Here is a 20,118-nt window from a genome sequence, read left to right on the forward strand (position 1 = left end):
GAACCTGAAAGCTCGACGTGACATGCGATCATGCCTCTGACCTGCAGCGATAGGCGCATTCTGCGTAACGTCGACCTTTGATCATCAGTATATCGAGGCGAAGTTCACCATGGAGAATAACACCGTGGTGGTTGTCACATTTGGCCGTATCACGCCGTCCGACGTCCAGCAGGCTCAGGACTCGCTCCATGAGCCGAAAGAGTCCTGCACCGAACGGGGTACATTCCTCGGAGATTCCGAAACCGAGGGGAGCTGGACGTTCACCCGGTATTCTCACGCACCCTTGGGTAACGCTTCACTCTCATACACGTACAACTTCAAACCCGACTCAGGATTCGTCAACGGTGAGGGACGGGTGGTATACACGATCTCAAACGGCTGGGGCCTGACCGCCGTCACCGACGAGGCATCCGGTGAGGCATTGAATTTGTTTCTTTCTCAAATATTGGATCGCTTGGACAAGGCGGTTGACACAAAGTTCCGGTGAGGCATGGCGAGGAGTTCAAGCAAGGCGCGGTGAAGCCCGGTCACTCATTCGCCACCCGCACTACGGCGAAGTGCCTCGGGGCACCTTCCTGGACCCGACCGCCCTGGCCCTGCCGCTGAAAAAGCCTCGCGGTGACCGGGCTGTCGCCGCTACAGTCCCCCGCATGGGTATCGCAGTCACCAAGTACTGACGATCAAAGGTGGACGTTACACGAAGGCTATCTATCGCTGCAGGTCATCGGCATGATCGCGCGTCACGCCGAGCTTTCAGATTCAGTAGTTCCAGTGAGACCGGGTCCGGCAAGTCCATGACCGGTCTCGCGATCATGGGCATGCTGCCGGCCGGAGGCCGGGTGACCAGCGGATCGATCGACCTGGGCGGCGAGGAACTCGTCGGGCTTCCCGCAGCGCGGTACCGGGCCATTCGCGGCAACGACATCGCGATGGTGTTCCAGGACTCGATGACGGCGTTGAACCCGACTCGACGGATCGGTGAGCAGGTCGCCGAACCGGTGCGTCTGCACCATGGCGCGTCGAAGCGAGCCGCGCGCGGGCGCGCCGAGGAGATGCTCGCCCTGGTCGGGCTGCCGCGGCCGGCCGAGCGGCTGGACGACTATCCGCACCAGCTCTCGGGTGGCATGCGGCAACGCGTGATGATCGCGATGGCGCTGGTACGCGAGCCACGGGTCGTCGTCGCCGACGAGCCGACCACGGCGCTCGACGTCACGATCCAGGCGGAGATCCTCGACCTCCTCGATGACCTCAAGTCCCGGCTGGGCATGTCGATGATCCTCATCACGCACGACATGGGGGTGATCGCCCGGCATGCCGACCGCGTGGGGGTGATGTACGGCGAGCGCGTCGCCGAGACCGGGCCGACACCCGTGCTTTTCAGCCGGACGCGGCATCGCTATACGCACGCGCTGCTGTCCTCGATCCCTTCGCTCACCCATGACCGGCGCGAGGAGCTCTTCAGCATCCCGGGCGCGCCGCCGGACCTGACCGTGGCTCACGTCGGCTGCCCCTTCGCACCGCGCTGTGACGCCGCGACGGATCGGTGCCGCGAGAAGCAGTCGGCACCGTCGGTGGTGGTGGAGGAGGAGGACGGCCATGCCCATGCGTGCCGGCATCCGGCCTCCGGTCCAACGGCCGGGGTCCGCGCGCGGTGCGCCACCCCGCCGGCGATCCTCCCCGAGCGAGGAGCGGCGCCACGGTTGCGCGTCGTCGACCTGAGGCGCGAGTACCCGGCGGGTGGTGCGGGTCTCTTCGGCGGGCGCCGTACCGTGAAGGCGGTTTCCGGCGTGAGTTTCGAGGTGGCGGCCGGCGAGACGTTCGGGCTCGTCGGAGAGTCGGGCTGCGGCAAGTCCTCCCTGGGCAGGATGCTCGTGGCCCTGGACCGGCCCACCTCCGGTGAGGTGATCTTCGATGGCGAGCCGGTCACCCGGATGAGCGCACGCGCACCCGGGCCGCGCCGTACTCAGCTGCAGATGATGTTCCAGGACTCTAACGCCTCCCTCGACCCCCGGATGCGCATCGGCACGATCCTGCGTGAACCCCTGGCGATCCAGGGCGTCGGCAGGCGCGCCCAGCGGACCGCTCGTGCTCGCGAGTTGCTACAGGACGTGGGCTTGCCCGCCGACGTCATGGAGCGCTACCCCCACGAGCTCTCCGGGGGGGCACGGGCACCTGGCCTTCGGCCATGGCATCCACCAGTGCCTCGGCCAGCAGCTGGCCCGAGTCGAGATGCGGGTCGCGCTGCCCGCGCTGTTCTGCCGGTTCCCGACCCTCCGCCTGGCCGTCCCGGCCGAGGACGTTCCGTTGCGCCACAACATGAACATCTATGGCGTGCACCGGCTCGAGGTCACCTGGGACCAGGCACGGACACCGCGTGGTCGGTGAACCGCTCGTAGTACCGGCTGAGCAGAGCGGCGCGGGTGATCCCCCAGCCGGTCTCCCGCGTCGGCCCGGAGAACGCGAAGCCCGGCAGCGACGGGACGACGACGTGGAAGGCGTCCGCCGAGTTCCCCCGTGTGCCCGCGGGTCGGTCAACGGCCCGAGAATGTCCAGAAAAATTTTCAAAGAATCCCGGCGCCGGATGTAGGAGACCAGGCGTCGGCTCCGTCTCCCAGGTGACAGCGCGCCCGAGGCGCGAGAGATCTGTACGACAGGACACCATCATGGGCAAGCTCATCCACTTCGTGCACCAGTCCCTCGACGGCTTCATCGAGGGCCCGAACGGCGAGTTCGACTGGCCGCGGATGGGTCCGGAACTGTCCGCCTACGCGCAGGAGCTGAGCTCCGGCGACAAGGTGTTCCTCTACGGGCGCGTGGTCTGGGACATGATGTCGGGCTACTGGCCCAAGGCCGAGCAGCACTCCGAGCATGAGCACGACCTGGCCTTCGCCCCGATCTGGCGCGCGGCACCGAAGGTCGTGGTCTCCCGGACGCTGGAGAAGGCCGACTGGAACACCCGCGTGATCAGCGAGAACGTCGCCGGGGAACTGACCGCGCTCAAGGAGTCCGGCGCGACCCTGCTGCTGTTCGGCGGGTCGGTGCTGGCCTCGCACCTCACCCGGCACAGCGTGATCGACGAGTACCAGATCTTCGTCCACCCCGTGATCCTGGGCGGCGGCAAGCCGGTCTTCCAACAGGACCACCGGGCCGACCTCGAACTCACCGAAACGCGGACGTTCGACTCCGAGATCGTCCTGCTCCGCCACCGGCGCACCACCGCGCAGGGCTGAACCCCGGTGTTCCAAGTAGACCCGGCACATCGCCGCGACGAACACCGCGTGGTGCGGCGCCACGGCGTCGACCATGACCAGGCAGCCTCCGGACTCCTCCCGGTTCAGCTCGCGCAGCGGGCGGCGCGCTGGAGGAGGAAGCGCTGCTCAGGCCGGCTGCCGGCCAGACGTGCGGCCTCCCGGTACGCCAAGGCTGCGGCAGCAGCCTCCCCGGCCTGGTCGAGCAGGTGGGCGCGGACGGCCAGCAGTCGATGATGGCCGGCGAGCACCCCGGATTCCAGCTCGTCCAACAGCGCCAATCCGGCGCGCGGCCCGCGCACCATCGCCAGCGCGACCGCCCGGTTGAGGGTGGCGACGGGGTTGGGGTGCAGTCGCTCCAGGATCTCGTACAGCGCCAGGATCTGCCGCCAGTCGGTGGCCTCGGCCGATGGCGCCTCGTCGTGTACCGCCGCGATGGCGGCCTGAACCTGGTACGGGCCGAGCGTGCGGGTCGCCAACGTACGGGTGATGATGTCGGTTCCCTCCGCGATGGCCGCGGTGTCCCAGCGGGACCGGTCCTGCTCCGCCAGCGGCACGAGCACGCCGTCGGGGCCGGTACGCGCCGCGCCTCGGGCCTCGGTCAGCAGCATCAACGCCAGCAGGCCCGCGGTCTCCCCGGATTCGGGGAGCCGCGCATACAGCCGGCGCACCAGATGCAGGGCCTGTCCGGTGAGCAGGGGCCGGCGCAGATCCGAGCCGGTGCTGGCGCTGTAGCCCTCGTTGAACATCAGGTACAGCACGTGCAGCACGACCTGTAGCCGAGGTCCGTGCTCAGGGTCCGGGGGCAGCTCGAACCGCGCCCCGGCTTCCCGCAGGCGCTGCTTGGCCCGTGAGATGCGCTGTCCCATCGTCTTCTCGGGCACCAGGAAGGATGCCGCTATCTCGCCGGTGGTCAGTCCGGCGACCGCCCGCAGCGTGAGCGCCAGCTGCGACGAGGCGGTCAACGCCGGGTGACAGCACAGGAACAGCAGTTCCAGCAGGTCGTCACGGACCACCTCGGCATCCGGCGGTGGTGCGACCAGCGCGTCGCGCGGCATGGCGTCGAGAGCGGCCCGCTCCCGACGCTCCCGGGCACTGTCGGCCCGAACCCGATCGATGTACCGATTCACCGCGACCTTGTTGAGCCAGCCCAGCGGGTGGTCCGGGACACCGTCACGCGGCCAGGCGTCCGCCGCGGCGATCAGCGCCTCCTGCACCGCGTCCTCGCAACGGGCGAAGTCCCCGTACCGGCGCACGAGCGAACCAAGCACCCGGGACGCCAGCGACCTCAGCAGTTCCTCGACCGGCTCGTCAGACCTCGGCACTCGCCCAGCCACGCCCCATCAGCGGCCACGCCTCCAGGCCACCGCCGCGCGGCAGCCCCGGATAGGCCCGTGCGATCTCCAGCGCCCGCTGCTCGTCGTCGACCTCGACCACGAAGTAGGAGCCGACGAACTCCTTCGCCTCGATATACGGGCCGTCGGTGACGACCGCGTCACCGGCGGTCCATTGAACCGATCGCGGCCGGGGCATCAGCCCCTCTGACTCAAGAAGCTCTCCCGACTCGCGCAACGCCTCGTTGAACCCATCGACCTCGGCGATCAGGCTCGCCATATCCTCCGGCGCCAGAGCGTTCCAGATGTCCTCGTTGCCGTAGATCAGCATCAGGTACTTCACCGTGCCGTCCTTCTCCTCGATATCGGGCCGCATCCCCCTGCATTCTGCCCGGGGTACGGAGGAGGCTGTTGCTCAGCATGGTCCGTGCCTGAACATCGCCGCAGTCAGGCAGGATCTCCGAAACACGACTGACTGCCAACACCGGGTGAGGCAGAGCCCTCGCCTCTCCCTGGCTGGAGGGGACGGGTTCACCTGACGGCGCAGCACGGCGACCTGACGGCGCAGCACGGCGACCTGACGGCGAAGCCCCACGATCTCGGCCATCTTGGCCCGATCACTTCGCGACCCAGTAGAACCAGGAGTTGAAAGGCACGCCCGAGGATGAGGTAGTGGGAGGACCACGACACCGTCAGCAGGATGCCCGAGACCTCATCATGCTCGAGCCACGAACCCCCCGGTCAACCTCGGCGGCTGAGTTTCCGCACCCTACAAGCCAATGAAACCTCTGTCAGGCCAACGGCTCGTCCACAGCAATTGGAGTGTCAGTTCGCAAATGGCGACCCAGCAGGCCGATGGCCAGTTCGCCCTTGGTGGCGAAGGCCAGGTCCAGCGGTAATCCGGTGGTGATCGTCTTGACCGGGTCGGCGATCTGCTCGGCCGGGATCCACTGCCGCGCGCCGATCAGCGCGTGCCCGCTCCCACCCCGGATGTAGGCCAGATAGACGGTGTTGACGCCGTTGTCCACGCCGCCCGCGCAGCCCATGTGCTGACGCTTGACGCCCGAGGTGGCGGTGCCCTTTTTCTCCTGCCCGGACTCGTCCAGGGCACCGACGGTCAGGCTACCCGGCCGGGCTGCGGTGTCCAGATGGGCGACGGCGAAGCGGCGCACCACGCTCATCGCGTCGGCGGTGTCCCAGCGGGCCCGGTTCAGCAGTCGCCGAGTGGCGGCCGGAGAACGGTCCCCGGCCCACTCGGCGATCGTCCAGCCATTGCGTTTGGGCAGGTCGGACATGACGGCCCGGATGTACTTGGCGGCCTGCAGGCGCGGCTCAACCCGGGTGAACATCGGCGCCGGCGCGCTAAGCAGTTCGTCGGTGTTCCGCTGCGTGCGCCGGGCCTCTAGGATGAGCGCGGTAACCGCTTCTGATCTTGTTCTCGTCACACAGGCATGATCACGAGCGGCTGCTCTCGTTGCGCCTCCGTCCGATCACAAGATTGCATCGACCTGCCGCGCATCAGACCTGGTCAAACCCTGAATAGTGACTGCCGTACTAGCCTAAAAAAAGGCACGTTGAGCATCGGAGAATCCGTGGCAACTGTTTCCTCCGCCGAAGAGCCGTTGGCCATCGTAGGTGCGGGGTGCCGTCTACCTGGTGGGGTCGAAGACCTTGACGGACTGTGGGGTGCGCTGACGGCTTGCAGCGATCTGGTGACCGAGGTGCCCAACGACCGGTTCGACCCGTCGTGGTTCGTGCATCGGGGGGACCGGCGCTCCGGCCGGAGCTACACCGCCCACGGGGCTTTCCTCGATGACCTCGCCGGATTCGATCCTGGCTATTTCGGGATCTCACCCCGGGAGGCGGATCGGCTCGATCCGCAGCAGCGGCTGATGCTGGAGCTGGCGGTGGAGAGCCTCGATGATGCGGGCATCGATCCGGCACGGCTGGCAGGTTCGGATACCGCAGTGTTCATTGGGGTGTTCAACGGTGATTACGGGGTTCTTCAGGGGAGGAACCCTGCGAGTCTCAACGCCTATTCTGTCGCTGGTTGGACTTTCGGTAATACGGCCAATCGTGTGTCGTATTTCCTTGACCTCCACGGTCCGAGCATGGCGATCGACACGGCGTGCTCCTCGGCGCTCGTGGCCCTGCACGAGGCCGCTCAGGCCATCCGTTCCGGGGAATGCAGGGTGGCCTTGGCGGGCGGCGTCAACGTGCTGCTCGATCCCGCTGTGTTCGTCGGGCTCTCCCAGGCCTCCATGCTGTCCAAGCGCGGCAGATGCCAGACCTTCTCCGCCAACGCCGACGGGTATGTCCGCGGCGAGGGCGCCGGAATGGTGGTCTTGAAGACTCTGGCGGACGCGCGGGCGGACGGCGACCGTGTTCACGCACTGCTCCTCAGGACGGGCACCAACACCGACGGCCGGACCGAGGGCCTGACCCACCCCGGCGTCGGCAGCCAGGCGGCATTGCTACGGGACGTCTATGCGCGTGCCGCGGTTGACCTCGACGACCTCGTCTACTGGGAGGCGCACGGTACCGGCACTCCGGTAGGCGACCCGGTCGAGTGCGAGGCGATCGGCCAGGCGATCGGGATCAGGCGGTCTCCTGGGAATCCACTGCCAATCGGCTCGATCAAGTCGAATATGGGGCATTTGGAGTCCGCTGCCGGTATGGCCGGACTCCTGAAAGCCATCCTGGTGCTCCGCCACGGGGTGATCCCCCCGAACCTCCATGCGGACCCGCTCAACCCCGGGATCGATTGGAACCGCCTCGGGCTCTCACCGGTGACTCGGGAACGTGCCATCCGCTCGGTTTCCCGGCCGCTGGCCGGGGTGAGCTCGTTCGGGTTCGGCGGTGTGAACGCTCATGCGGTCCTTGCGGTGCCACCGCCCGTGGACGTGTCCGCCCGTACCCCGGCACCGCTGCTCCCCGTCGTGGTCTCCGGTCGCACAGCTGCCGCGGCGAAGGACATGGCGGCGCGGGTCGCTGACCGGCTGGACTCGACGGACAGTGGCGGCTTCTACGATGTGTGCCACACGCTGGCCCGGCGCCGAGGTGTCCGCGAGCACCGGATCTCGGTGTTGGCGGCGGGTGCGGCGGAAGCGGCGTCGCTGCTCAGAGAGGTCGTTGACGACGAGAACCCGGTCGGGACCGCGAGTGACTCGGCGAGGACCGACGGCCGGGTCGTCTTCGCGTTCGGCGGCGCGGGAACCCCGTGGCCCGGCATGGCGCGCGATCTCCTGGCCGGTGACGAAGCGTTCCGGTCCACGGTGGAACGGATAGACCGGCTCCTGTCCCGGCACGTCGGCTGGTCGGTCGTCACCGAGATGACCGCGCCCGCATCGCATTCGAGGCTGAACACCGCCGAGATCGGGCAGCCGGCGCTCTTCGCGGTGCAGATGGGGCTTGTCGCGGCGCTGCAAGCGCGAGGCATCCGGCCGGCGGCGGTCATCGGGCACAGCGTGGGAGAGATCGCCGCCGCCTGCGTCTCCGGTGCCCTGGATCTTGAGGACGCGGTGCTGCTGTGCGCCGCACGGGGACGCACGCAGCAGCTCACCATGGGTGAGGGTGCCATGGCCGCAGTCGGTCTGTCCCCGGCCCAGGCGGCCGAGGAACTTGAGCCGTTCGGCGCCGAGGTCGAACTGGCGGCGATCAACAGTGGCAGGGATGTCACCGTCGCCGGGTCGCGGGACGCGCTGAGGCACCTGGAATCCGTACTGGTGCGCAAGGGCGTCTTCTTCAGAAGGCTGGACGTCGAGTTCGCGTTCCACAGCCGGGCCATGGACAGGCTGGAAACCCCGCTCCTCAAGGCTCTTGAGGACCTACGGCCCGCGATACCGGGCATTTCCCTGGTGTCTACGGTGACCGGTCTGCCAGTCGAAGGCGCCGAGCTCGATTCGGCTTATTGGTGGCAGAACGTCCGGCAGGCCGTCCGGTTCGGCCCGGCTGTCGACCTGCTGGTGCGGGATGGCTACCAGATCTTCCTGGAGGTCGGCCCGCACCCGGTGCTGCAGACCTATCTGCGCCGCGCCGGAGAGGGCCGCGCCGGAGAGGAGGGCGCCCGGCTGACCGTCCTGCCCACGCTCCGAAGGGAACAGCCGGGAGAACCCGCGCTCCGCACAGCCGTGGCCGCGCTGCTGGCGGCCGGGGCCGACGCCGATTGGGAGGCGTTCCTCCCGCAACGCGGATCCGTGGCCGAGCTGCCGACCTATCCATGGCAGCGCGAACGGCACTGGAACGGTCAAGCGGACTGGTGGGCTCCCCGCCTTGAACATCCGCTGCTGGGTGCCCGGATCCCGGCACCCGATCCGTCCTGGAACGCACCAATTGACCCCGGTCGGGTGCCGTGGCTGACCGAGCACCGAGTCGCCGGTGCCGACCTGTTGCCGGCGACGGGATTCGTGGAGCTCGCCCTGGCCGCCGGACGCAGGATCCTCGACGGCCCGCTGGAACTGCTCGGGCTGGAGATCCTGCGTCCGCTGCCGGTGCCGTCCGCAGCCGAACCCGACCTGGACATCCAGGTCTGCGTGACTCAGGACGGCCAGGTTCGCGTCAGCACCCGAAGCGACGACGAGTGGCAGGTCCATGCCCGGTGCCGGGTACGTGCGGCGGTGGACGCGCCGCCCGTCCCCCTCGGCTCCAGGCCTCCGCTGGACGACGTGGTCGAAGTCGGCGCGGATGAGCACTTCGCCGTTGCGGCGCGGGCCGGTCTCGACTACGGACCGGTGTTCCGAAGTCTGAAGTCCGTCCTGATCACAGGGGAAACGGCGCACGCCGAATACAGATTCACCGAGCCGACCGGTGGCTATGAGGCGCATCCCGCCATCGTCGACGCGGCTCTGCAGACCGTGTTGACCGTTCTTGCCCAGCGTGGAAGCGGCGTCGAGATCACCGCTCACCTCCCGGTCTCCTTCGACCGCGTCCGCTTGTGGCGCCCGCCGACCGCTACGGGATCCATCCAGACCCGGCTGCGGCCGCAGGACAGCTCACGCGATGTGATCGCGGACTTCACCCTGACCGACCCTGCGGGCAACATCGTCATGCAACTGAGCGGATGCCGATTCCGGCGAATGCCAGGTGAGGAGGGGCCGGCCCGCCATGTGACCGTACTGCGGGCTTCCGGCGGAGGCCCAACCGCCCAAGACACCACACCGGCGATAGCGGACCTCCTGGCAGTCGTCGAGCCGCATCGGCGTGAGCTTCGCGACCGTCTGAGCGCCCGCAGCGAGCGGCACTCGCGGTTCATGAAGGCGTACACGGCGGTCGCGGCGCACTTCACCATGGCGATGGTCCACGAACTGGTGCCTGCAGGCCAGTGGAGCATCGAGGATCTGACCGCCATCGGGGTACTACCGAAGTACACGCGCCTGGTCCGGCAGCTGTGTGTTCTGGCGGCGGGCGAAGGGCTCTGCGGGGATGCCGGGAGCGGGCGGTGGCGGACGACCGGGCGGGCCGAGCCGTACCGGCTGTTCACGGCGGCGTTGGGCGAGTTCCCCGAGTACTCGGCCGAACTCCAGCTCGCAGGCCGGTGCGGCAGGTACCTGACCGACGTGCTGACCGGTCGCCGGGAGGCAACGGAGGTGCTGTTCCCGCAGGGCGGGCTCCAGACCGCCGAGCACTTCTATGACAGCGGACCGGTGCTCAGCCCGTGCAACCTGCTGGCCCGCACGATCATCAGCGATCTTGTGGGGCTCTGGCCCGCCGACCGGCCCCTGCGCGTCCTGGAGGTCGGTGCGGGTACGGGAGGCCTGACGGCCGCTGTGCTGCCCTTACTACCGCCCGAACGCACCAGCTATGTGTTCACCGATCTTTCGTCGGCGTTCCTCAAAGCGGCTGCGGCCCGCTTCAAGCCCTACGACTTCGTCGACTACAAGCTCCTGGACCTCGAGCGGAATCCCGCAGATCAGGGATTCGCGGAGGCGGGCTTCGACCTCGTGCTCGCCGCGAACGTCCTGCACGCCACGGCGGACCTGGGCAGGACACTCGACGCGGTCTCCGCGCTCCTGGACGACGGAGGGCTCCTCCTGATGGGCGAGACCCTCCACATCGGGCCCCTCGCGTTGGTCTTCGGTCTCCTGGACGGCTGGTGGTCGGCCACCGACACCGCACGACGTCCCGGCGGCCCTCTCCTGGGTGCGGACGCGTGGCTCGGCCTGCTCGCCGAGCGCGGTTTCACCGAGTCCGTGGAGTTGCGCGCCGAGGAGGAGCCGGTGGGCATCGACACCACGCTGTTCCTGGCAGCAAGGCAAAGACGGCCCCTGCGCGCGCACGAGAATCCGGCGCCTCCGAGTACCGCGGACTGGTGGGTCCTCGCCGAGTCGCCGAACGACCAGGAATTCGCCGAGGTGGTGGCGCGAGAGCTTGAACGTGCGGGCCAGACCGCGTCGGCTTGTGCCGGAGACCCGCCACATGGTGGCACCGATGTCGTCTTCCTGCTGGGCGGCGGCCATGGAACGGCCGATGATGATCCTGACGCATCGGCGCAGCGGGTCGCCGCGGCCACCGAGGCCCTGCGGTCGTGCGCCGCGATCGCACAGCGCTCCTCGGCAGGCCGCATGCCGATGGTGTGGCTCGTCACCCGCCCGTCCGGCGTGTTTCCCGCCCCGGAACGGCCGCTGTTCCCCGGCGACGCCGCCCTATGGGGCGCGGCGAGATGCCTGGCCAATGAGGAGCCGGACGTCGCCGTACGGAAGGTGTCCTTCGACCGAGGCGCCGACCAGGAACGGGACGCGAAGGTTCTGGTGTCAGAGTTGCTGGGCGACTCGCCGGAGGACGAAGTCGTCCTGACCCGGGGTGGGCGATTCGTCCCTCGGCTCAAACCCGCTTCCGACCCGCCCGTCCGTCCGGGAGAGCCACGTCGGCTCAGGATCCGCAACCACGGTCCGGCCTACCGGCTCGACTGGGAGCCGGCGCCAACGCGGGTGCCGGGGCCGAACGAGGTGACCGTCGAGGTGAGGGCCGCGGGCGTGAACTACCGGAACGTCCTTCGAGCTCTCGGCCGGCTGCCGGACGAAGCCGCCGGCGGTCCGAACCACGAGTCGCTCTACGGATTCGACTGCGCGGGCGTCGTGACCGAGGTCGGTGCGGACGTACGGGATCTGCGGCCGGGTGACCGGGTGTTCGCGGGAGTCCCGAACGCTCTGGCCTCCCTGGTCGTCGTCGATCGGCGCTGCGTCTCGCGGATCCCGGACGGGATGGATTACACAGCGGCCGCGACACTTCCGGTGGCCTTCCTCACCGTCCGGCTCGCGCTGGCGGACAGGACCATGCTCAGCCAGGGGGAGGTGGTATTGCTCCACGGTGCCACCGGAGGTGTGGGGCTGGCCGCCCTCCAGCACGCCCGGCTGGTGGGGGCCAAAGTGATCGCGACCGCAGGTACGGCGGACAAGCGCGACCTGCTGCGGGCGCTCGGGGTGGAGCACGTCCTCGATTCACGTGGGTTGGGGTTCGCGGGCGAGGTCATGGCCATCACCGGCGGGCGGGGCGTCGACGTCGTGCTGAACTCGCTCGCAGGCGAAGGGCTGGTCCGCGGGCTCGAGCTGCTGCGCCCGCGCGGTCGTTTCGTCGAGCTGGGCAAACAGGACTTCCACGCCGGTACCAGGCTGGCGATGAGCGCGTTGAGTGGCAACATCAATTTCCTCAGCGTGGACCTCATGCAGGTCCTCCAACAGCTCCCGGAGGTGACCCAGAGCAGTCTCAACGAGGTTGCGGAGCTCGTGGAAGCCGGGGCCTACCAACCGCTGCCCTACCGTGCCTTCCCCGCCGACCGGGTCGCGGAGTCCTTTGACCTGATGAAGCAATCCCGCCACATCGGCAAGATCGTTTTGACGTTCGAGCCTGCCGCACCCGCAGTCGGGGCGCGTCGGGCAGGACTCGACCCTGAGGCGGTCTATCTGGTCAGCGGCGGGCTAGGAGGCTTCGGTGCCCGGACCGCCCAGTGGCTCGCCGAGCAGGGCGCCGGCCGCCTCGCGCTGATCGGCCGCCGAGGTTTGGACGGCCCAGAGGCCCGAAAGACAGTGAGGTCGCTCGAGCAGCGCGGAGTCACGGTGACGGCCCACGCGGTGGACGTCTCCGACATGCAGGCGATGCGGACTCTTGTCGCGGAAATCGATGCCACCGGGCACCGGCTGGGCGGGGTGGTGCACTGCGCGATGGTGCTCGATGACGCACCGCTGACCGAACTCACCAGGCAGCGTCTTCGTGCCGTGCTCGCACCGAAGTTGAGCGGGGCGTTGGTGCTCGATCGGCTGACCCGGGAGAGGTCGCTGGATCTGTTCGTCGTCTACTCCTCGGTGACGGCTGCCGTCGGGAACATCGGGCAAGCCGGATACGCAGCGGGCAACCTCTTCGGCGAGGCCCTCGTCAGAGCCAGGCGGGCACGAGGCCAGGCCGGTCTCGCGGTGGCCTGGGGATCGGTCGGAGACGTCGGCTACCTGGCCCGCAACGCCGAAGCAGAGGCTGTCATGGCGCGCTGGACTCGCCCGGTAGAGCCTGGGAGAGGGCTTGACGTGATGGGCTCGCTTATGGAGCTGGACACCGACGTCGCCCTGGTCGGTGCCGTCGACTGGGAAGACGCCAGGGCGCTGCTGCCCACCCTGGACGCGCCGCGATTCTCCCCTGTGCGGTCCGCCGTCCTTGCCGGCAGACCGGAAGACCTGCGCGAGCAGATCATGAACGCCGCTTCGGCCGAAGCCGAGACGCTGGTCACCGATACCGTGACCCGGCTGCTCGCCGAGGTGCTGCAAGCCGCGCCTCAGGACGTCGCCGCGAGCCGCCCGCTCAACGAACTTGGAATCGACTCGCTGATGAGGGCGGAGCTGCAAGGAGCGATCTGGCGGAGCCTCGGCTGCGACATCCCCGTCATGGCCATCGGTCCCGCCGCCAGCGCCACCGACCTGGCCAAACAGGTACTGACCCGGCTGAGCAAGAGGCTGCCTACCGCCACGGGGAGCGTCATGTGACCGAGACGGTGCTGGTGACCGGCGCAACGGGCTTCCTGGGCGGACATCTGTGCCTCGAGCTGCTCCGCTCCACGTCGGCCACGATCCACTGCATTGTCCGAAGCCGCACCGACCACAGTGCGACCCGGCGGCTCCACGCGCATCTGACCAGGCTGAACGGACCCGAAACCGGCCTCGACCTAGACCGGGTCAAGGCCACACGCGGCAACATGACCGAACCGCGCATGGGCCTGCCGGTAGCGCAGTACACCCGCCTGGCCGACACCGTAGACGGCATATACCACTGCGCGGCCACCGTGGATCTCGCCGCCCCCTTCACAGATCTGATACCCGGCAACGTCACCGCGACCCAGGAAGCCATCCGGTTCGCCGGCCATCGCCGAACAAAAGCCCTGCATCACATCTCATCAGTCGTCGTCTTCGCGGCCGCCCGCGAGCTGTCCTACCCCACCGTCGACGAGAACACCGAAGTGAGCCTCGCGATGGCAGGCACACTCGGCTATGGCCAATCGAAGTACCGAGCCGAGGAAGAAATACGCCGAGCCGCTGCCACCGGACTGCCCACCACGATCTACCGCGCCGGTGTGATCTTCGGAAGCAGCCGCCACTGGCAGTTCGCCGAAACCGACCTCTGGACACGGCTGGTCAGAGCCGCCATCGAAGTCGGAACCGCACCAGAGAGCCCAGGCACCATACCCGGCGCACCGGTCGACCGGATCGCCGCCGACATCGTGCGGCTCTCTCGGCGGCCCGACGCCCCCGGCCGGGTCTACCACCCGAACCAGGCAGCTCCGATACCCGTCGCCCAGGTCTTCGACCAGGCCCGCGCCTACGGCTACGACCTGCCGAAACGCGCCCCCGCACAATGGAAGGAAGACCTCCTCGGACACGCCGAACGGCCCGCGGCCCAACTCGTCCTCGCCTGCTGGGAAGGCATCTCCTACATGATCGTCCCAGAGCCGCGGTACCTGCCGCCCACGATCAATTCCGCACTCACAAGATCGGCACTCAACGGATCCACCGACACGGGCCCGGAGATGATCCTGGACACCGAGTTCTTCACCCGGATGCTCGATGGAATAACCAACACATTCCCGTCACATGATCACGAACGGTGTTAGCGTGAGGCGCTGTCTCATGCTCGGAGCGCATCACCAGGACATGAACCCCAATGGCGCTGACCTGCGGTTCTGTTGAGATCGACAGCGATCAACACCCCGGCGAGGCCGAACTCGAAGGGAGCGCCCAGCGCATCACCTACCGCCGAGCCCACAACAGCACCGACGGCACGCTGAGTACGGTTCATCGCGGCAGCCTACCGGGAGATATTTCCGACGCTCAGACTCGCCGAGACTCGAATCCGCTGATTCAGCGGGAGCGATGGCGCACCCATGCTCGCCCGGCCTCGGCGGCCCGCGCTCGGAAATCGCGTCCTTCCGCAGGGCCGAACCATGCCTTGTACAGGCGGAACAGCGTCCACAGCGCGGCCAGGCCGGTGACCGTGTCCGCGGGTGCGGACCGCCAGGCCGGTACGCGGGCCGGCAGCGCCTCGGTCTGTTCCGGGGTGTGGGGTGAGCGCCTCGTTCAGGACGACCAGGGTGTCCAGCACGAGCGGCACATCCGGCGAGCCAGGTGACAGGTCGGCGTCCCGGCCGTCGACGTACTCGTGCAGCAGCACGATCCATTCCTCCACCTCGCCGCTCCATCGCAGGCGGGGCGTGGGCAGGCCGGGCGGCAGTACGGCGCCGGCTTGTCGTTCCCGCTCGTACAGGGTCGCGGCCGGACTGGCGGTAGAGACGGCCTTGAGGAAGACAGCCCCGCCGTCTTCGGTGTGCAGCCGGGCGGCGAGGCCGGGCATGAGTCCCTTGGTCACCGGTTCGGCCTTGAGCACCTGGCCGATCTGTTGCTCGACGGTGTGACGCACGTTGTTGGGGAGGTCGTCCCACTGTGGTCTCACGGTCAGCTCTCTCTCGGGTCGTCGGCGCAGCCCGCGTAGCACTGGCTGCATTCACTGGCGGGGATCCACAACTCGGGGACAACCGACAAGCCCGCGGCTCGCATGGCCTCGACGGTAGTCCCGATCGCGGCTAGAGGGTCGGAGATCGTGTCCTCGGGAGTATCGACGGGCGCGTGATGAATGAACCTGTCGGCGACCTTGGCGCAGAACTCCTGGTACTCGCGGGTGTACGCCAGGAAGGCGTGCCAGCCGATGTCCACCTGCTTGGAAGGGGACAGACGCGCGTCCGGGTTAAGCGCGCAGGCGACCAGGAACGCCAGGGCCTGCTCCATGACGCACGCGGCGTCCTCCGGAGGGATGTCCTCCTCACGGGCGATGCGGTCGGTCAGAAACCCGAACAGCCTCTCGGGGATGAGGGTACGAGGATGTGTCAGCTCATCGTCGGTGAGCCGAACCGTTGTGGCAGAAGCCATTGCAGCCTCCATGCGGGGTATCCGAATGCTGTCGATCCGGAGTGAACCTGCTTCGACGCTAGGGACGGCATGCCATACGGCTCAACGGAATGTCTTCAGATTTCTTCAATCTCGTGCAGGGCACGGCCGATCAGCTCGTGCGCGCGCTCCCCATACACGGCGAGACGGTCCAAACCGGCGAAGTGCCGTTCGTACAGCGCGATCTCCCGAGGCTGGGTCACGTTCAGCCCGGCCGTGACGGTCTCCGTCATGACGATCCGCGAGTCGAAGATCCAGTATCCGGCGTGCGGGCCGAGCTCGATGTCGGCGTGCCGGGGGATGACGCCAACGTGCAGGCGCAGCGGAAGCGCCTCCATCTCGGCGCGGACGTGCGCGAGCTGGCCGCGCATCACCTCCGGACTGCCCACCCAGGTGTCGAGGGCCTGCTGCGCCATGATGATGTGGAAACGCCGATCCCCCATCCGCAGAACCGCCTGCCGACCGAGCCGGGCACCGACCGCGGCTTCCAGGTCCTCGTTCCTGATCGCGTTCTGGACGCGCCGCCGGCCACCGCGCATCTGACGTTTCCACTCGACGTACTGGGCGTCGATCGTACGGACGGTGGCGATCAGTTCGGGGATCTGGTCCTCGGCGCCGCAGACACGACACCAGGTACGGATGTCCGCCTCGGTGGCGTTCTGCCGGCCCAGCTCCAGTTTGGAGACCTTCGGGGGTCGCCAACCGGCCCGCTCCGCCAGATCACGGCCGGACAGCTCCGCGTCACGGCGGAGTTCCCGCAGGCGTGCGCCCAGGGCTTCGCGGGCCTGGTCGGTGGGAGGGAGCACGAGACGTGACAGAAATCAGACGTAGTCGGCGTGGGGAACACCACGTGACCAGGTGAGATCCCGGGCCGCGCGGTAGCGCTCGATCAGCTGTGGGTCGGTCTCGACGACAAAGGCGCCGGTACGGCCGTCGCCGGGGAAGACGCTGAGGACGAGCCGGTCGTCGTCGAACAGCCAGCAGTCCTCGGCGGGGAAGTCCACGTCGGTCGCGAGGTGGCGCGGCAGATACCGGATGTCCTCGCCCGCCTTCACGTTGTCACCGGCGATGGCCAGCAGCCACCGGGTGTAGTCCGTGTGCGGCACGGTGACGACGCGGAGCCGCTGAACCTCGCAGCCGGCCGACGTCACCTCTCGGATGAACCGCTGCCAAGGCAGCCGCCAGGCCAGGTCGTCGTACGCTCCGGCCAGCCACTTCCGCAGCGGCTCGTCCTCCTGGGCGACCTGGTAGGTGTCCTTCAGCTCCAGGTGCCACGCCCGCTTCGCATCGCGGAAGCAGGTCTGGAACTCCTCATACGTCATCAGGTCCACGAGCCTCCTTGGGCAGATGATCCATCAGCCTGCGGGGAACCCGCAAGACGAGCTCGTCGTCGGGGATGGCCCGATCACGGTCAGCGCGTCGGGGTCGGTCACCGTGAACCCCTGGATGACGTACGTTCTCCCGTCCCGGGCGACAGATCCGCGTCCCGGCGTCGACGTACTCGTGCAGTAGCACGATCCCCCCGTCCACTTCGCCGCTCCAGCGCAGGCAGGGCGCGAAAATCTCGGTCGGTTCCCTACCGTTTGTCGGTCTCCAGCTCACGCCATTCGGGCGCCAGGATGGAATGCACGATTGAGTCCCGCCACTGATCACCGACCCTGATGTGCCCGCGGATGCGGCCTTCCTCGATCATGCCGACCTTGGTCATCAGCCGGGCCGAGGCATCGTTGGCGGGACTACGTGCTCCCCACACACGGTAGAGGCCAAGCTCGCCGAAGCCGAGACGGAGCAAAAGTCGTACAACGTCCCCACCGAGGCCCTGGCCCCACTGGTCAGCGCGTAGAGCGAACCCGATCTGCCCGCTGCTCTGACCTGGGTGCTGGGTGTCGATGGCCAGCCGAGCGAAGGCGATCAGGTCTCCGCCTGGCCGTACTGCGGCGAGGGAGTACTCGGTTCGCGGTACGGCCAGGGCGGCTTCCGTCACGGTGGAGATCGTGGCCCGCACCTGCGTGTGGGTGCGCGGCTCGAAACTCATATGCTCAACGACCGCCGGATCGCCGTAGATGGCGGCAAGTCCATCCGTGTCGTCGGGGGTGAATTCGCGCAGGCCAACGCGCGCAGAGGTGAGCGTGACGGGGTGCATGCTGCCGAGACTAACGACCCCGGAGAAGCGCGGCGCCAGCCGATGTCTGCCCGTAGACCTCGATCTGCTGCTGCAGGTTCCGCGCCACAGCCGCACCTTGGTAGCTGGGGGCGCGCAGCGCGGCGTGCACACGCATCGTGCTGGCGACAACGCCGCCGATGCGCTGATCAACGGGCAGCTCCAGCACTGGTCTCAGTACCTCGGCGGCCCCTTCCAGGTCCCCCATGTTGACCCTGGCCAACGCCTGGTCAGCGCCGGCGCCCGCCTCGTCGCCGTAGGAGCGTTCCTCGGGAGCGGCGTTGCTGTAGGCGGTGACCGCCTCACCGGCGACGCGGTCGGCTGCCGACTCCTGTCCCGGTATCCACACACGGGCGTCGGCGGCGTAGTAGAGCTGGCGGGCGAGCGGGAACGTCATGATGCCGCCGAGGGAGTCCAGGTCGTCCGGCTCGACCTGTTCGCGGGCGTCGTTGGCGCATTCGATGGCGGCCACCGCCCGCTGGCCGTCGCCCAGCACGGCCCACACCCGGGCTTCCTGGGCGAGCAGCCACACCGAGCCCGTACCCCGGGTCCGGGCGGCGACCTCGGCGCCGACCTGGACGTAGCGGGCAGCTTCGTGCGGCCAACCGGCCCAGTAAGCGATCAGCGACTTCAGGCCGTATGTCCACACGCGCAGTCCATCGTGGCCGGCGTTGTCGGCGCACACGGAGGCGGTGCGGGCCTGGGTCATGGCCGAGTGAGGATCGCCAAGGTCATGGGAGGCTTTGGCGAGCATGCCGGAGATGACGCCGGCGAAGAGGTACATTTCGGTGGCTTCGGCGGGCCGCTGCCGGCCTTCGAGCAGCCGGAATGTGACGTCCTGCAGGCCGATTAGGTCACCCATCAGGGTCGTCAGGGGCTGTTGTTGGTAGGCCAGCGTGAGGCGGGTGACCTCCGCGCGTAGCTGGTCCAGCGTCTCGGGTCCGATGTTGCTGCCCTCCGCAGCGACAGTGAACCGCAGAGCTTTACGTGCGGCCATTTCCACCTCTCCTTGCAGACTGTCGGATGCCGGTGCTTGAACCAGCGACCGCACTCGTGCGGGCGTCGATGACGAGACTTCTCCGGCCGAGGTGGTCGAAGAGGTGAAACCGCTGTTGCATCGGATCAGGACGTCCCGCTCCAATGGGTCCAGCCGGTTGAGAGCCACCGGGTCCAGCAGCCGCAACGGGGTGGTCCCGTAAAGGCTGGCCAACGCGATGATCTGCGTGGCTTGCGGCGCCCGGGATCCGGCGGCGGGGAACATCTCCAGTCTCGACAGCAGCGGCTGGTCGATGATCGACGTTGGGGTTTGCTGCCGGTACCGGTCCACCACCTCGGGTTGGCTCAGGCCGAGCGCCATGCGAAATGCCGCCAAGCGCGAGCCTCCGCATACGAGGCGGATCTCCTCGGCGATCTCTTCCACCCCGCGGCCTTGGTGGCTCATCTCGGTGCGCAATCGGTTGATGTCCTTCTTGCTCCATGCACTCACCACGGGGCTCCCTGGAATGAGGCTCTGAGGGCAGGTTGCAGCAGGGGCCCAGATTGGGCAACTGCACAAATCAGACATGGATCTTGCTGGTGGCATGAATATGGGCCATCGAGTCTTGAAGCCGCAGGTCAGGCGAGCGTTCGCACGCATAGAAAGCATGTCGACACGATGGGTGACCGACTGACTACCGAGAGCGTTTACTGACTCCAGTTCTTAGCGTCAAGGATCAGGAGCACAGATGAACACGCAGACCATCGCGCGGAGTGCCGAACCGCGCCAGCCCGACACCGACGACGCCGACGACCCGTTCCAGCTCGACATCGCCTTCATCGAGAACACGCCGGCGACCGACACGGTGCTGATGTGCAGCACCGGCGACAACTGCGGAACCTCGTGCCCGAGCGCCTGTCCCACCTCATAGAGGCAGCCTGACCCGCAGGCCGGAGGGCTGGCTCTCCTCCGGCCCGCACCCCCC

14 protein-coding genes and 2 pseudogenes are annotated in these 20,118 nt (G+C 68.0%); 7 read left to right on the forward strand and 9 right to left on the reverse strand.

Annotation, left to right across the window (positions count from 1 at the left end; all coding sequences use genetic code 11):
• Positions 1–109: 109 nt before the first annotated feature.
• The 4 genes and pseudogenes from OG884_RS12505 to OG884_RS12525 all read left to right on the forward strand — a co-directional run bounded on the left by OG884_RS12505 (position 110) and on the right by OG884_RS12525 (position 3,230).
• Positions 110–487, forward strand: coding sequence for a hypothetical protein (locus tag OG884_RS12505; protein ID WP_326645227.1), 378 nt, complete (start codon positions 110–112; stop codon positions 485–487).
• Positions 488–686: 199 nt separating this feature from the next.
• A pseudogene (locus OG884_RS12510) lies at positions 687–2,108 on the forward strand (oligopeptide/dipeptide ABC transporter ATP-binding protein); the annotation flags it as partial.
• Between the two features lie 58 nt (positions 2,109–2,166).
• Positions 2,167–2,385 (forward strand): annotated as a pseudogene (locus OG884_RS12515) (cytochrome P450); the annotation flags it as partial.
• A gap of 278 nt (positions 2,386–2,663) precedes the next feature.
• Positions 2,664–3,230 carry a dihydrofolate reductase family protein gene (locus OG884_RS12525; RefSeq protein ID WP_326645229.1) on the forward strand — a complete coding sequence of 189 codons (567 nt, stop codon included), beginning with the start codon at positions 2,664–2,666 and terminating at the stop codon, positions 3,228–3,230.
• A 104-nt stretch (positions 3,231–3,334) separates the two neighbouring features.
• On the opposite strand, the gene OG884_RS12530 is transcribed toward OG884_RS12525, so the two are convergent.
• From OG884_RS12530 to OG884_RS12540, 3 genes are all read right to left on the reverse strand, one after another.
• The gene (locus OG884_RS12530) at positions 3,335–4,573 is read right to left on the reverse strand and encodes an RNA polymerase sigma factor (RefSeq protein ID WP_326645230.1); all 1,239 of its coding nucleotides are present in this window, start codon (positions 4,571–4,573) and stop codon (positions 3,335–3,337) included.
• The gene (locus OG884_RS12535; RefSeq protein ID WP_326645232.1) at positions 4,560–4,958 is read right to left on the reverse strand and encodes a YciI family protein; all 399 of its coding nucleotides are present in this window, start codon (positions 4,956–4,958) and stop codon (positions 4,560–4,562) included. The genes OG884_RS12530 and OG884_RS12535 overlap by 14 nt, the downstream gene beginning before the upstream one ends.
• 415 nt (positions 4,959–5,373) lie before the next feature.
• On the reverse strand, positions 5,374–5,931 hold the full coding sequence (locus tag OG884_RS12540; RefSeq protein ID WP_326645234.1) for a transposase: 558 nt from the start codon (positions 5,929–5,931) through the stop codon (positions 5,374–5,376).
• 102 nt (positions 5,932–6,033) lie between these two features.
• Between OG884_RS12540 and OG884_RS12545 the strand changes: the two genes are divergently transcribed.
• On the forward strand, positions 6,034–13,548 hold the full coding sequence (locus OG884_RS12545; RefSeq protein ID WP_326645235.1) for an SDR family NAD(P)-dependent oxidoreductase: 7,515 nt from the start codon (positions 6,034–6,036) through the stop codon (positions 13,546–13,548).
• Positions 13,545–14,669 carry a thioester reductase domain-containing protein gene (locus OG884_RS12550; RefSeq protein WP_326645237.1) on the forward strand — a complete coding sequence of 375 codons (1,125 nt, stop codon included), beginning with the start codon at positions 13,545–13,547 and terminating at the stop codon, positions 14,667–14,669. The genes OG884_RS12545 and OG884_RS12550 overlap by 4 nt, the downstream gene beginning before the upstream one ends.
• Positions 14,670–14,863: 194 nt before the next feature.
• Here the strand turns inward: OG884_RS12550 and OG884_RS12555 are convergent, their stop codons facing one another.
• From OG884_RS12555 to OG884_RS12580, 6 genes are all read right to left on the reverse strand, one after another.
• Positions 14,864–15,505, reverse strand: a complete 642-nt coding sequence (locus OG884_RS12555; protein ID WP_326645239.1) for a hypothetical protein — start codon at positions 15,503–15,505, stop codon at positions 14,864–14,866.
• Positions 15,506–15,507: 2 nt separating this feature from the next.
• Positions 15,508–15,978 carry a glycine-rich domain-containing protein gene (locus OG884_RS12560; protein ID WP_326645241.1) on the reverse strand — a complete coding sequence of 157 codons (471 nt, stop codon included), beginning with the start codon at positions 15,976–15,978 and terminating at the stop codon, positions 15,508–15,510.
• Positions 15,979–16,073: 95 nt separating this feature from the next.
• On the reverse strand, positions 16,074–16,802 hold the full coding sequence (locus OG884_RS12565; RefSeq protein ID WP_326645242.1) for a Scr1 family TA system antitoxin-like transcriptional regulator: 729 nt from the start codon (positions 16,800–16,802) through the stop codon (positions 16,074–16,076).
• Positions 16,803–16,817: 15 nt separating this feature from the next.
• On the reverse strand, positions 16,818–17,318 hold the full coding sequence (locus OG884_RS12570) for a DUF6879 family protein (RefSeq protein ID WP_326646910.1): 501 nt from the start codon (positions 17,316–17,318) through the stop codon (positions 16,818–16,820).
• A gap of 254 nt (positions 17,319–17,572) precedes the next feature.
• A complete protein-coding gene (locus OG884_RS12575; RefSeq protein WP_326645243.1) occupies positions 17,573–18,139 on the reverse strand; it encodes a GNAT family N-acetyltransferase in 567 nt (188 codons plus the stop codon).
• A gap of 10 nt (positions 18,140–18,149) precedes the next feature.
• Positions 18,150–19,610, reverse strand: coding sequence for a helix-turn-helix transcriptional regulator (locus OG884_RS12580; RefSeq protein WP_326645244.1), 1,461 nt, complete (start codon positions 19,608–19,610; stop codon positions 18,150–18,152).
• 271 nt (positions 19,611–19,881) lie between these two features.
• Between OG884_RS12580 and OG884_RS12585 the strand changes: the two genes are divergently transcribed.
• The gene (locus OG884_RS12585; protein ID WP_326645245.1) at positions 19,882–20,064 is read left to right on the forward strand and encodes an FxLD family lanthipeptide; all 183 of its coding nucleotides are present in this window, start codon (positions 19,882–19,884) and stop codon (positions 20,062–20,064) included.
• Positions 20,065–20,118: the final 54 nt, after the last annotated feature.

Origin of the sequence: Streptosporangium sp. NBC_01755 (assembly GCF_035917995.1) — a bacterium.
In the GTDB taxonomy this organism is placed as follows: domain Bacteria; phylum Actinomycetota; class Actinomycetes; order Streptosporangiales; family Streptosporangiaceae; genus Streptosporangium.

Excerpts from the sequence above, each read along its gene's own strand:
- OG884_RS12560 (WP_326645241.1), bottom strand. The coding sequence starts at position 15,978 with ATGGCTTCTGCCACAACGGTTCGGCTCACCGACGATGAGCTGACACAT.
- OG884_RS12535 (WP_326645232.1), bottom strand. The coding sequence starts at position 4,958 with ATGCGGCCCGATATCGAGGAGAAGGACGGCACGGTGAAGTACCTGATG.
- OG884_RS12505 (WP_326645227.1), top strand. The coding sequence starts at position 110 with ATGGAGAATAACACCGTGGTGGTTGTCACATTTGGCCGTATCACGCCG.
- OG884_RS12570 (WP_326646910.1), bottom strand. The coding sequence starts at position 17,318 with ATGACGTATGAGGAGTTCCAGACCTGCTTCCGCGATGCGAAGCGGGCG.
- OG884_RS12585 (WP_326645245.1), top strand. The coding sequence starts at position 19,882 with ATGAACACGCAGACCATCGCGCGGAGTGCCGAACCGCGCCAGCCCGAC.
- OG884_RS12525 (WP_326645229.1), top strand. The coding sequence starts at position 2,664 with ATGGGCAAGCTCATCCACTTCGTGCACCAGTCCCTCGACGGCTTCATC.
- OG884_RS12575 (WP_326645243.1), bottom strand. The coding sequence starts at position 18,139 with ATGCACCCCGTCACGCTCACCTCTGCGCGCGTTGGCCTGCGCGAATTC.
- OG884_RS12545 (WP_326645235.1), top strand. The coding sequence starts at position 6,034 with ATGATCACGAGCGGCTGCTCTCGTTGCGCCTCCGTCCGATCACAAGAT.
- OG884_RS12540 (WP_326645234.1), bottom strand. The coding sequence starts at position 5,931 with ATGTTCACCCGGGTTGAGCCGCGCCTGCAGGCCGCCAAGTACATCCGG.